Raw genomic sequence first — 12,384 nt, 5'->3', positions numbered from 1 at the left:
GAAATTTCCTTTGCGCAAACGCAAAGCTCTGTGAGTCGCCAAAGCCTAGGGTGTGGCAAATACCGTTAAGTTGAAAGGAACTTCAATGTTGAAGAAATTGGCAATCGGCATCGCACTTGGCGGGCTTTTGGCAGGGGCCGCCCTGGCCGAAACCCATGAGATCAAAATGCTGAACAAGGGCGAAGATGGCACAATGGTGTTTGAACCCGCTTTCATTCAGATCGCCACTGGCGACACAGTGAAATTTCTGGCCTCCGACAAAGGCCACAACGCCGAAAGCGTGCCCGACATGATCCCCGAAGGCGCCGAGGCGTTCAAAGGCAAGATCAACGAGGAAATCGAAGTCACCCTGGATGTTGACGGGGTCTATGCGGTGAAATGCCTGCCGCATTATTCCATGGGCATGGTGATGACCATCGCCGTGGGCGAAGGCGTGACGCCCCCCGACGGATATCTGGAAGGGCGCATTCCCAAACGCGCCAAGGATCGCTTTTCCGAGCAGCTGGAGAATTTGTGACCCCTGTATCGGACCGGCCAGGGGGCCGGTCCGGCCCAGGCAACGATCAACCCGAGGAATTTGAGATGACACATCACTCTGACGACAAACCGCAATCTCAAGGCCGCCGCAATGTCTTGCGCGGCACCGCTTTGGCCGGGGCCGCCGCGATGACCGGAGCGTTTGCGACATCCGCCGCTGCCGTCACCGCGCGCCGCCATTACGCCGCGCCGAAAATCACCATGCCCGCCGACACTTTGGTGCGGGTACAGCAAAAGATGGAAGATGCGAAAACGGTCGATCTGTCGGGCCTTGAACGTGTGCAGCAAAAGCTGGTGCGCCCGCCCTTTGCCCCCAAACACGAACAGGTTGCCAGTGGCCCGCCGAAAATCGTTGAAATCGAAATGATGGTCGATGAACGCCTGATGGTGGTCGATGAAGACACCGGCGCGTCGATCTGGGCGATGACCTATAACGGCAGCGTGCCCGGCCCGCTGATCATCGTGCACGAAGGCGATTACATCGAACTGACCCTGAAAAGCCACACCCGCAACGTGTTGGAACACAACGTCGATTTCCACGCCTCGACCGGTGCGTTGGGCGGCGGTGCGCTGACCCATATCTATCCCGGTGAACAGGTCAAGATGCGCTGGAAGGCGGTCAAGGCGGGGTGTTTCACCTATCACTGTGCCCCCGGTGGCGCGATGATCCCGTATCACGTGTGCCATGGCATGAACGGTGCCCTGATGGTGCTGCCGCGCGAAGGTCTGAAAGACCGCGATGGCAACAGCCTGACCTATGACAAGATCGCCTATCTGGGAGAGCAGGATTATTACCTGCCGATGGATCAGAACGGCGTCTATAAAACCTATAGCAACGCAGGCGATGATTACGCGGATTCGCTTGAGGCGATGCGCTCCCTGGTGCCGACCCATTCGGTGTTCAACGGCTCGGTCGGGGCGGTCACGGGGCGCGGTGCGATTACCAGCGATGTGGGCGAAACCGTTCTGATGATCCACAACCAGTGCAACCGCGACAGCCGTCCGCACCTGATTGGGGGCCATGCGGATTATGTCTGGGAAAGCTCGTTCACCGATCCCCCGTTGCGCGATATGGAAACATGGTTCGTGCGCGGCGGCAGCGCGGTGGCGGCGATGTATACGTTCCAGCAGCCCGGCGTTTACGCCTATGTGAACCACAACCTGATCGAAGCCGCCCTTCTGGGTGCAACCGCGCATTTTGTCGTCGGCGGCGAATGGAACAACGATCTGATGGAACAGATCGAGGAACCCGGACCCCTTCAGGGGTGAAAGGACACTGAAATGAAACGTACCCCTTCGCCTTTCCAGCTTGTATCCGGTGTCGCGCTTGCGGTTCTGATCACCGCAGGATCGGCGGGGGCCGCGTTTGCGGGGTGGGCCTCGGATCCGGTATCGATGCCCGCCCTGATCGCCGTTGAACGTGACGGCGACCGCCCGCTTTGGGTGCAGCCCCACGAGGTTACCGTGGCCGAATGGAACCTGTGCCACACCGCGCGCGGATGCAGCCAGCAATTGCGCACCCCGGACGGGCGCCACCCCGACATCACACCGGCCACCAATCTCAGCCATATGGATGTGATGGAATATATCGCCTGGATTTCCGATCAGACCGGCCATGATTTCCGCCTGCCCAGCTCGGCGGAATGGGAATCCCTTGCGGCGGGCATCGTGCCCGATGTTCCCGACCCGATTTTCACCGATCCCGCCTTGCGGTGGGCCTCGACCTATCTGCGCGAAGAAGACTCGCCGCGTGAATTGCGCCGCACCGGCGCATTTTCAACCAGCCGCGATGGCATTGCTGATCTGGATGGGTCGGTATGGGAATGGACCCAGGATTGTGCCACCGATGCCACCCCCGACCGTTGCCCGGCCTTTTATGTGGGGGGGCTGCATATGGCGGTGGTGCCGTTTCTTGAACGTGACCCGGCCCGGGGGGGATGTGCCATCGGCGCACCGCCCGCGCATCTGGGGCTGCGCCTGGTGTCAGACAGCGCGCCAAGCAGCTGAGCCTTGGCGCGGACTGGATTTTTCCATCCTATCGACCCATAGACGCTGATGTCATCAGTTCTTGCCATTGCGGGTGAGATGGTGAATATTTTTACCATGTGTAAAAATATGGACCTTGGCGAATAGAGAAACCGGTAGGATGGAAATTGATATGCCCGACGATCCCCGCAGCGCGAAACAGCGTATCGACACGATGGAAGATTTGTCAGTGGCGATTGGCGTGTCGCGCCCGACGCTGTCACGGTATTTTCAAGACCCCGAGCGCGTCAGCCGCACCTCGCGCGAACGGATCCGCCTGGGGTTGGACCGGGTTGAATATGTGCCGAATTTCTTTGCGACGCGGATGAACAGGAAATCGACCGGGATCATCGGCGTCATCATTCCTTATCTGAACGATCTGTTTTTCACCCGCCTGCTTGAGGCCATCGAGCGCGCGGCGATGGAGGCGGGATATACCGTCATCACCCAGTGTTCCCATTCCGACCCTGATATCGAGGCGCGCGCCGCCGAAACCATCATGTCGATGAATGTGGATGGGGCATTGGTTGTGCCGCTGGGCAATCACAGCGATCTGAAAGTGCATGAAAGGCTGCGCCAGCGCCTGCCGTTCGTGTTGATGGATTCACATCCCCAAACCATGCCCAATGTCGATTTTGTCGGCTCGGATCACATGCAAAGCACGGGTTTGGCGGTGGATTATCTGAACCGAGTGGGCGGCGCGCCGGTGTTTCTGGCGATGCCGCGGATGAATTTCAACGCCATGGAGCGCGAACGCGCCTATATCGCCCGGATGGAGCAGCTGAAACTTGAGCCGCGCGTCATCGGGACAGAAAAGCTGGGCGATGACTGGTATTTCGAGGCGCATGGCCTGGCCGTGCTGGACCGTGAATTTTCAAATGGGCGGCTCACCGATGCGTCAATCCTGTGTGCCAATGACCGTGTGGCCATCGGCGCGCTGCGCGCGGCCGCAGCACATGGGTTGGAGCCCGGGGCGCTGCGCAGGGGCGGATTGCGAATCGCAGGCCATGACAATTATCCGCTGTGCCCCTTCACTGTGCCCAGCCTGACAACCGTGGCCCAGAATGTGGATGGCATTGGCCAGGCGGCTGTTACGCGCCTGATCGAAAATATACGCGCGGAAAAACCTGCCGATAAACAGACACTTAAATTGTTCGATGGCGAAATGAAGATACGGGAATCAGCCTGAAATTGACATTTTGCTGCGTTGCAGAGGTTTCTTTTCAAGAAATTTATTGACCGATTTACATTTCAGACCTAGAAATGAACGCGTGTAAAAGAGTTTCTTGGGAGGAACTCATGACGCTTAAGTGTACCCTGCTGTCCACAGCAGTCGGTTTTGGCATGATCGCCGGCATCGCCACCTCGGCTGCCGCGGAAAGCCACGCCACAACAATCACCATCGCCACCGTCAACAATGGCGATATGGTCCGGATGCAGGGGCTCACCGAAGCCTTCAACGCCAACATCCCGACATCATGCTGGAATGGGTCACGTTGGAAGAAAACGTGCTGCGCCAGAACCTGACGACAGACATTTCCACCGGCGGTGGCGCTTATGACGTGATGACCATCGGCACCTACGAAGTGCCGATCTGGGCCAGGAATGGCTGGCTTGTTTCGCTGAGCGACGGCATGGCCGATGATTATGACGCCGACGATCTTTTGCCCGCCATCGCGGGCGGTCTGACCGTTGACGGCAATCTTTACGCCTCGCCGTTTTATGGTGAATCCTCGATGGTGATGTATCGCACCGACCTGATGGAAGCGGCCGGCCTTGAAATGCCCGACGCGCCCACATGGGACTTCATCCGCGAAGCCGCCGCCGCCATGACCGACCGTGACAACGACATCAACGGCATCTGTGCGCGCGGCAAGGCGGGCTGGGGCGAAAACATGGCGTTTCTGACCGCAATGTCGAATTCATTCGGCGCGCGCTGGTTCGACGAAGACTGAACCCCACAGTTCGACAGCCCCGAATGGGCCGAAACGATCAATTTCTATCTTGATCTGATGAATGAATCCGGCCCCGCCGGTGCGGCCAACAACGGGTTCAACGAAAACCTGACATTGTTCCAGCAGGGCAAATGCGGCATGTGGATCGATGCCACTGTTGCCGCCTCGTTCGTGACCGGCGCCGATTCAACCGTTGCCGACAAGGTCGGGTTCGCCCTGGCCCCCGACAATGGTCTGGGCAAGCGCGGCAACTGGTTGTGGGCATGGTCGCTGGCCATTCCATCGTCGTCCGAAAAGCAGGACGCGGCCAAAACCTTTATTTCCTGGGCAACCGGCCCGGCCTATGCCGGATTGGTCGCGGAAAACGAAGGTTGGGCCAATGTGCCTCCGGGCACGCGGACATCGCTGTACAAGAACCAGAACTATCTGGATGCGGCCCCGTTCGCGCAGATGACCCTGGACAGCATCCTGTCGGCCGATCCCACCAACCCCTCGGTGCAGCCGGTGCCCTATACCGGGATTCAGTTTGTCGCGATCCCTGAATTTGCCGGGATTGCCACCCAGACAGGCCAGCAGTTTTCAGACGCCCTGGCCGGCAATCAGAGTGCCGAAGAAGCCCTTGCCAATGCGCAAGAGCTGACCGTCGAAGAAATGGAAGCCGCAGGGTACTAAGCCTGCGCCGTTCCGATCCGGCGGCGCCGTGGTGCCGCCGGACCATCCCCCACGATAAAACACCCGACCTTTTGGCGCATCCTTGAAGGATGACACCAAAAGCGGCGGCCCTGCGCCCCACATTCCGGGCGTTTACCCCTTTGGTTTCAGGAGCATTGTGTCATGGCGACAGCGCATTCCAAATCCGCAGCCCGCATTATGATTGCCCCGGCTGTTTTTGTCCTGCTGGTCTGGATGCTGATCCCGCTGTGCATGACCCTGTATTTTTCGTTTGCCGATTACCGCCCGATGCGCGGCGTGTTCGAACCTTGGGTCGGGTTTGAAAATTATGCCCGGTTCCTGACCTCAAGTTCATTCCTTTCCTCGCTGATCACCACCCTGTGGATGGTGGGCGGCATATTAGCGATCACCATAACCGGCGGGGTGGCGATGGCGCTGTTGCTGGATCAGCCGATGTTCGGTCAGGGGGTTGTGCGGATTCTGGTGATTGCACCGTTTTTCGTGATGCCCACCGTTTCGGCGCTGGTGTGGAAAAACATGTTTTTCAACGTCGATAACGGGCTGTTTTCCTATGCTTTTGAATTTTTCGGCGCGCAGCCCTATGATTTTCTCAGTCAGGCGCCGCTGTTTTCGATCATCGTGATCGTTGCCTGGCAATGGTTGCCCTTTGCCACGCTGATCCTGTTGACGGCGGTGCAATCGCTGGACAGTGAACAGCTTGAGGCGGCGGAAATGGATGGCGCACCGGCCTGGTCACGGTTCCGGTTCATCATCCTGCCGCATCTGAGCCGGGCGATCACCGTCGTGATCCTGATTCAGACGATTTTCCTGTTGTCGATCTTTGCCGAAATCTTTGTCACCACCAATGGCGCCTTTGGCACCCGTACCCTGACCTATCTGGTGTATCAGCGCGTGCTGGAAAGCCAGAACATCGGCCTGGGATCTGCGGGCGGGATTGTTGCCGTTATCCTTGCCAATATCGTTGCGATCTTCCTGATGCGGATCGTCGGCAAGAATCTTGATAATTAAGGGGAAATTGAATCATGGCCCGCGCTGTTACACCCCAAAGAAAACTCATCTGGACCGCCCTTGCCTGGGCCTTTGGCCTGATGATGTTCTTTCCGATCCTGTGGACATTCCTGACGTCCTTCAAAACCGAAGCCACGGCAATTGCCGACCCGCCGGTCTGGTTGTTCTTTGACTGGACGCTGGAAAACTATACCGATGTGCAAAACCGGTCGAATTACCCCAAGGCGTTGATGAATTCGATCGTGATCGCGGTGGGATCAACCCTGTTGGGCATCCTGATCGCGGTGCCCGCCGCCTGGGCGATGGCATTCGTGCCGGGCAGACGCACCAAGGATGTGTTGTTGTGGATGTTATCCACCAAGATGTTGCCGGCGGTCGGGGTTTTGTACCCGCTGGTTTTGTTGGCGAAATATTTCGGCATCATGGACAGCCGCATTCTGTTGGTGGTGGTTCTGATGCTGATCAACCTGCCGATCATCGTCTGGATGCTGTACACATATTTCCGCGAAATTCCGGGTGAAATTCTGGAAGCGGCGCGTATGGATGGCGCTGGCCTGACTTCGTAAATCATTCATGTGCTGACGCCGATGGCGGTGCCGGGCATTGCCTCGACCATACTTCTGAACATCATTCTGGCCTGGAACGAGGCATTCTGGACAATCCTTCTGACCACGGTCGATGCCGCCCCCCTGACCAGTTTCATCGCCAGCTTTTCCGCGCCCGAGGGGCTGTTTTACGCCAAACTTTCGGCCGCTTCGATGCTGGCCATCGCACCGATCCTTGTCATGGGTTGGTTTTCACAGAAACAGCTCGTTCGGGGCCTTACATTCGGAGCGGTTAAATAATGGGTCACATCAGCCTTAACCAGATCACCAAAAGCTTTGGCGACGTTCAAGTCATTCCTCCTTTGGATCTTGAAATCAACGAGGGCGAATTTGTTGTCTTTGTCGGCCCGTCGGGCTGTGGCAAATCCACGCTGCTGCGCCTGATTGCCGGGCTCGAAGATACGACATCGGGCAACATCAGGATCGATGACCGCGATGCCACCGAACTGCCGCCGTCCAAACGCGGGCTGGCGATGGTGTTTCAATCCTATGCCCTGTATCCGCATATGTCGGTACGCAAGAACATCGCCTTTCCGATGCGCATGGCCGGGCTGGATCAGGCGGCGCAGGATGCCAAGATCGACGCCGCCGCCAAGGCGCTGAATCTGACCGATTATCTGGACCGCAAACCGGGCCAGTTGTCGGGCGGACAACGCCAGCGGGTGGCGATTGGGCGGGCCATCGTGCGTGAACCGTCGGCGTTCCTGTTTGACGAACCCCTGTCCAACCTCGATGCCGCCCTGCGCGTCGGCATGCGGCTTGAGATCATGGAACTGCATAAAAAGCTGAACACGACGATGATCTATGTGACCCATGATCAGGTCGAAGCCATGACCATGGCCGACAAGATCGTGGTGTTGCAGGTCGGTGTGATCGAACAGGTCGGTTCACCCCTGGATCTGTATCACGCGCCGCGCAACACATTCGTGGCCGGTTTCATCGGCTCGCCCAAGATGAACCTGATCACCGGCCCCGAGGCACAGAAACACGGCGCCACCACCATCGGCATCCGCCCCGAACACATGCAGGTGTCCAAGACCGAAGGCACCTGGAAAGGCCGCGTCGGCGTGGCCGAACATCTGGGGTCTGATACCTTTATCCATGTGCATGATACCGGGCTGGCCGATATGATGACCGTGCGCATCACCGGCGATATTCCGGCGCGCCATGGTGATACGATTTATCTGACGCCCGCCCTTGATCAACTGCACCGTTTTGATGCCGCGGGGTTGCGCATCGCATGACCCGCCTTACCGGAAAATCCGCCCTGATCACCGGGGCCGCACGCGGCATTGGCCGTGGTTTTGCCGAAGCCTATATCGCCGAAGGCGCGACCGTGGCGATTGGCGATCTCAACCTTGAGGCGGCCCGCAAAACCGCCACCGAACTGGGCGATGCCGCCTATGCGGTACAGATGGATGTGTCAGACCAATCCAGCATCGATGCCGCCCTTGCGGCGGTCGTGGCCAAAACCGGCAAGCTTGATATCCTGATCAACAATGCCGCCCTGTTTGATGCCGCCGAAACCGTCGATATCACCCGCGCAAGTTATGACAGGCTGTATGCGGTCAATGTGGCGGGCACGCTGTTCACCCTGCAGGCGGCGGCCCGGCAGATGATCGCCCAGGGCCACGGCGGCAAGATCATCAATATGGCCAGCCAGGCCGGGCGGCGCGGCGAACCTTTGGTCATGGTCTATTGCTCGACCAAGGCGGCGGTGATTTCAATCACCCAATCCGCCGGGCTTGATCTGATCCGGCACGGGATCAACGTGAATGCCATCGCGCCCGGTGTCGTCGATGGTGACCATTGGGAACATGTGGTTTCCATGTTCGCCAGGCTGGAGGGCAAGAAGCCCGGCCAGAAAAAGGCCGAAGTCGCCGCCTCTGTTCCGGCGGGGCGGTTTGCCGTGCCTGCGGATCTGGCGGGTATGGCGGTGTTTCTTGCCTCGTCCGATGCCGATTACATCGTTTCGCAAACCTATAATGTGGACGGCGGCCAATGGATGAGCTGATGCGCCTGAATTTGCAGACCCTCCCGGCCCTGCCCGCCCGGATCGCCACGCCGTCCTATGCGCGCGGCGATCTGACGGCGGGTATCGTGCATATCGGGCTGGGCAATTTTCACCGCGCCCATCAGGCATGGTATCTGCACCGCCTGATGCAGCGCGGCCTGGCACATGACTGGGCCATTCTGGGCGCAGGCGTGCGCCCCGCAGACGCCGCACAGCGCGAAAAAATGTTGGCGCAGGATTGCCTGACCACCCTGATCGAACTGGACCCGGCAGGCAAATCCGCCGAAGTGACCGGCGCGATGATCGGGTATGTTCCCGTGGCGCCCGACAATGCCCCGCTGATCGCCCATATGGCGGAACCGGCAATCAGGATCGTTTCCCTGACCGTGACCGAAGGCGGTTATTACGTGGCCGCAGACGGCGGTTTTGATGGCGAACATCCCGACATGCGCGCGGATGCCACCCATCCTGACACGCCCAAGACCGCGTTTGGCGCGATGATCGCGGCGCTGCGTCTGCGCCGGGCCAATGGCACCGGCCCGTTCACCTGCCAAAGCTGTGACAATCTTCAGGGCAATGGCGATATCCTGCGCCAGACCCTTGTCGGGCTGGCCCGGCTTGGCGATCCGGACCTGGCCACCTGGATCGACGACAACGTGACCTTTCCCAATGCCATGGTCGATTGCATCGTGCCCGCAACCGGCGCGGGTGAACTGGCCCTGGCGCGGTCCTTTGGAATTGACGACGCGGTGCCGGTCACCCATGAAAATTTCCGTCAATGGGTGATCGAGGATAAATTCTGCGCCGGGCGCCCCGATTGGGATCAGGTGGGCGCCGTGTTCACCGCAGATGTGCACAGCTATGAGGCAATGAAACTGCGCCAGTTGAACGCAGGCCATCAGATTATCGCAACGCCGGGTGAATTGCTGTCGATCGACACCATTGCCGGCACCATGGCGCACCCGCTGATCCGCGATGCGTTTCGCAAGATCCAGACCGATGAAATCGTGCCCCATGTGGCGGCTGTGCCGGGGATGACCCCGCTGGCCTATGTGGATCTGATCGCCGGGCGGTTTTCCAACCCCGAAATCCATGACACCACCCGCCGCGTCGCCTTTGACGGCAGTTCCCGCCACCCGGGGTTCCTGCATCCGATCATCCGCGATGCCCTGGCCCGCGGCACACCGTTTGACGGGCTTGCCCTGATCGAGGCGCTGTGGGCGCGGATGTGTTACGCCACCCGCGAAGATGGCAGCGTGATTGCCCCGAACGATCCGGCATGGGACATCCTGCAGGCGGCGGCAAAAACCGCAAAGGACGATCCGCAACACTGGATTGATCAGCGCCGGTTTTACGGCGATTTGGGCCAGAACCCGGCGTTTGCCGAACGGTTTGATGTCTGGCTGCGCTTGATCTGGCGCGATGGAACAGAGGCCGCGCTGCGCAGATATCTGGGCGGCTGACCCCCGGCCGCGCGTTATTTTTCGCGGGTTTGCGCCGCTGCGTCGGATTTGAGCGCGGCATAAAGCGCGGATTTGCCGATTTTCACACGCGCGGCGGCCTCGCGCACGGTAAGACCCGTGGCAATGAGTTGGCGCGCGCGCGCGACTTTCTCGGGTGTGGCGGCGACGGGTCGCCCGCCCTTGCGCCCCCTTGCCGCCGCGGCGGCAAGCCCGGCCTGTGTCCGCTCGCGGATCAGATCACGCTCGAACTGGCCAAGGGCCCCAAAGATGTGAAACACCAGCCGCCCGGTCGGGGTGGTGGTGTCGATATTCTCGGTCAGCGACCGAAACCCGACACCGCGGCGTTCAAGATCGGTGACGGTTTGCAACAGATGCGTCATCGACCGGCCAAGACGGTCAAGCTTCCAAACGACAAGGGTGTCACCGTCGCGCAGAAACGAAAGCGCGGCCGTCAGCCCCGGGCGCTCTGTTTTGGCACCCGACACGCCGCGATCCTCGAAGATGCGGGTCATGCCGACAGCCTGCAGCGCGTCGAGTTGCAGCGCAAGATCCTGCTCGGCGGTTGAAACCCGGGCGTATCCGATAAGTGACATGCAAGACCTGTAACAAAGACCGCGCCCGGAATGGCCCGACACCTTGCATTTGTCCGCAAACCCATCCGGAAATCAAGATGTCCGATTACCCGTTGCCCCGAAGTTGCCGGACTGGCGGGGCAAAGCTCCATCAAACGGACGTTTTATGGACTTCCGGACTGGCGGTGCACCGTCACCGGGCCGACCATGGCATCGTCGGCCCGTGCCCTCAGGGATCGGCCTCAGAATGCTGAAATGCCGGTCTGGGCGCGGCCCAGGACCAGGGCGTGAATGTCGTGGGTGCCCTCCAGCGTGTTGAGCGTTTCCATGTTCATCAGGTGCCGGATGATGTGATATTCGTCAGAGATGCCGTTGCCGCCATGGATGTCGCGGGCCAGGCGGGCAATATCCAATGCCTTGCCTGCGTTGTTGCGTTTCAGCAGTGACAGCATTTCGGGGCTGGCCTGGCCCTGATCGCGCAACCGGCTCAGGTGTAGGGTGGACACCAGCGCCAGGGTGATTTCGGTCTGCATATCGGCCAGCTTTTTCTGCACCAGCTGTTTTGAGGCCAGAGGTTTGCCAAACTGAATCCGGTCGATGGCATATTGGCGCGACGCGTGCCAACAAAATTCTGCCGCCCCGATGGCGCCCCAGCAGATGCCGAACCGGGCGTTGTTGAGACAGCCAAACGGCGCACCGATGCCTTTGGCGTCGGGCAGGCGGTTTTCCTCGGGGACGAACACATCATCCATATGGATCTGCCCGGTGGGCGAGGCGCGCACCGAAAACTTGCCCTCGATCTTGGTGGTGGCCAGCCCCTCCATGCCCCGCTCAAGGATGAAACCGCGAATGGTGCCTTCGTCATCTTTGGCCCAGACGATCATCAGATCGGCAATCGGGGCATGGGTGATCCAGGTTTTCGTACCTGACAAACGGTATCCCCCGTCGACCTTGCGCGCCCGGGTTTTCAGGCTGGCGGCATCGGACCCGACATCGGGTTCGGTCAGCCCGAAACAGCCCAGCACTTCGGCCCGGGCCATGGGCGGCAGAAACCTCTCGCGTTGTTCTTGCGAGCCATACAGATAAATCGGCAGCATGCTCAGCGTGCTTTGCACCCCAAGCGCCGAGCGAAAAGAGGTATCCACCCGTTCAAATTCACGCGCGATCAGCCCATAGGACACATAGCTGATCCCGGCACAGCCGAACCCATCGATATTGGCCCCGAGAAACCCGATATCGGCCAGTTCCTTCATCAGATCGATATCGAAACTTTCGGATCGGTTCGATTCAAGGATGCGCGGCATCAGGCGATCCTGGGCGAAATCGCGCGCGGTGTCGCGGATCATGATTTCTTCCGAGGTCAGCAAATCGTCAATCCGAAACGGATCTTCCCAATTGAAACTTGCGCCTTTCATCCGTGCCCGATCAAGGGTTTCGCGGGCGGGTTCTGTAAATGTCATCGGTTTGACCTTGATTTGGCAGGGGTGAAATTTGAACAGGCCGCCGCCCGGG

The 12,384-nt window shown here is 59.5% G+C and carries 10 protein-coding genes and 2 pseudogenes; 10 read left to right on the top strand and 2 right to left on the bottom strand.

Annotated elements, in window-relative coordinates:
- The first annotated feature begins 85 nt into the window (after positions 1–85).
- From C8265_RS18535 to C8265_RS18490, 10 genes and pseudogenes are all read left to right on the top strand, one after another.
- Entirely contained in the window at positions 86–517 is a 432-nt protein-coding gene (locus C8265_RS18535) for a pseudoazurin (protein WP_108485485.1), read from the top strand.
- Positions 518–738: 221 nt separating this feature from the next.
- Complete coding sequence (gene nirK / locus C8265_RS18530) at positions 739–1,806, top strand: copper-containing nitrite reductase (RefSeq protein WP_420818879.1); 1,068 nt, start codon at positions 739–741, stop codon at positions 1,804–1,806.
- A gap of 12 nt (positions 1,807–1,818) precedes the next feature.
- A complete protein-coding gene (locus tag C8265_RS18525) occupies positions 1,819–2,544 on the top strand; it encodes a formylglycine-generating enzyme family protein (RefSeq protein ID WP_108485484.1) in 726 nt (241 codons plus the stop codon).
- Between the two features lie 151 nt (positions 2,545–2,695).
- Complete coding sequence (locus C8265_RS18520) at positions 2,696–3,751, top strand: LacI family DNA-binding transcriptional regulator (protein WP_240611140.1); 1,056 nt, start codon at positions 2,696–2,698, stop codon at positions 3,749–3,751.
- A 155-nt stretch (positions 3,752–3,906) separates the two neighbouring features.
- Positions 3,907–5,189 (top strand): annotated as a pseudogene (locus tag C8265_RS18515) (ABC transporter substrate-binding protein).
- Between the two features lie 162 nt (positions 5,190–5,351).
- Positions 5,352–6,218 carry a carbohydrate ABC transporter permease gene (locus C8265_RS18510; RefSeq protein WP_108485483.1) on the top strand — a complete coding sequence of 289 codons (867 nt, stop codon included), beginning with the start codon at positions 5,352–5,354 and terminating at the stop codon, positions 6,216–6,218.
- 14 nt (positions 6,219–6,232) lie between these two features.
- Positions 6,233–7,063: pseudogene (locus tag C8265_RS18505) on the top strand (carbohydrate ABC transporter permease).
- Positions 7,063–8,067 carry an ABC transporter ATP-binding protein gene (locus C8265_RS18500; protein ID WP_108485482.1) on the top strand — a complete coding sequence of 335 codons (1,005 nt, stop codon included), beginning with the start codon at positions 7,063–7,065 and terminating at the stop codon, positions 8,065–8,067. The pseudogene C8265_RS18505 and the gene C8265_RS18500 overlap by 1 nt, the downstream one beginning before the upstream one ends.
- Positions 8,064–8,837 (top strand): L-iditol 2-dehydrogenase, encoded by a 774-nt coding sequence (locus C8265_RS18495; protein WP_108485481.1) that lies wholly within the window; start codon positions 8,064–8,066, stop codon positions 8,835–8,837. The genes C8265_RS18500 and C8265_RS18495 overlap by 4 nt, the downstream gene beginning before the upstream one ends.
- Entirely contained in the window at positions 8,837–10,300 is a 1,464-nt protein-coding gene (locus C8265_RS18490; protein WP_108485508.1) for a mannitol dehydrogenase family protein, read from the top strand. The genes C8265_RS18495 and C8265_RS18490 overlap by 1 nt, the downstream gene beginning before the upstream one ends.
- 14 nt (positions 10,301–10,314) lie before the next feature.
- On the opposite strand, the gene C8265_RS18485 is transcribed toward C8265_RS18490, so the two are convergent.
- Together C8265_RS18485 and C8265_RS18480 are read right to left on the bottom strand one after the other, a co-directional pair.
- Positions 10,315–10,893, bottom strand: a complete 579-nt coding sequence (locus tag C8265_RS18485; protein ID WP_108485480.1) for a recombinase family protein — start codon at positions 10,891–10,893, stop codon at positions 10,315–10,317.
- Between the two features lie 221 nt (positions 10,894–11,114).
- On the bottom strand, positions 11,115–12,332 hold the full coding sequence (locus C8265_RS18480; RefSeq protein WP_276308513.1) for an acyl-CoA dehydrogenase: 1,218 nt from the start codon (positions 12,330–12,332) through the stop codon (positions 11,115–11,117).
- Positions 12,333–12,384: the final 52 nt, after the last annotated feature.

This window comes from Oceaniglobus ichthyenteri, from assembly GCF_003057885.1.
GTDB lineage: Bacteria > Pseudomonadota > Alphaproteobacteria > Rhodobacterales > Rhodobacteraceae > Oceaniglobus > Oceaniglobus ichthyenteri.
The sequence above is the reverse complement of the archived record's forward strand: the minus strand, read 5'-3'. Positions and strand labels throughout refer to the sequence as shown.

Coding starts and splice junctions, on each gene's coding strand:
- C8265_RS18535 (WP_108485485.1), top strand. CDS start 86: ATGTTGAAGAAATTGGCAATCGGCATCGCACTTGGCGGGCTTTTGGCA.
- nirK (WP_420818879.1), top strand. CDS start 739: ATGCCCGCCGACACTTTGGTGCGGGTACAGCAAAAGATGGAAGATGCG.
- C8265_RS18525 (WP_108485484.1), top strand. CDS start 1,819: ATGAAACGTACCCCTTCGCCTTTCCAGCTTGTATCCGGTGTCGCGCTT.
- C8265_RS18520 (WP_240611140.1), top strand. CDS start 2,696: ATGCCCGACGATCCCCGCAGCGCGAAACAGCGTATCGACACGATGGAA.
- C8265_RS18510 (WP_108485483.1), top strand. CDS start 5,352: ATGGCGACAGCGCATTCCAAATCCGCAGCCCGCATTATGATTGCCCCG.
- C8265_RS18500 (WP_108485482.1), top strand. CDS start 7,063: ATGGGTCACATCAGCCTTAACCAGATCACCAAAAGCTTTGGCGACGTT.
- C8265_RS18495 (WP_108485481.1), top strand. CDS start 8,064: ATGACCCGCCTTACCGGAAAATCCGCCCTGATCACCGGGGCCGCACGC.
- C8265_RS18490 (WP_108485508.1), top strand. CDS start 8,837: ATGCGCCTGAATTTGCAGACCCTCCCGGCCCTGCCCGCCCGGATCGCC.
- C8265_RS18485 (WP_108485480.1), bottom strand. CDS start 10,893: ATGTCACTTATCGGATACGCCCGGGTTTCAACCGCCGAGCAGGATCTT.
- C8265_RS18480 (WP_276308513.1), bottom strand. CDS start 12,332: ATGACATTTACAGAACCCGCCCGCGAAACCCTTGATCGGGCACGGATG.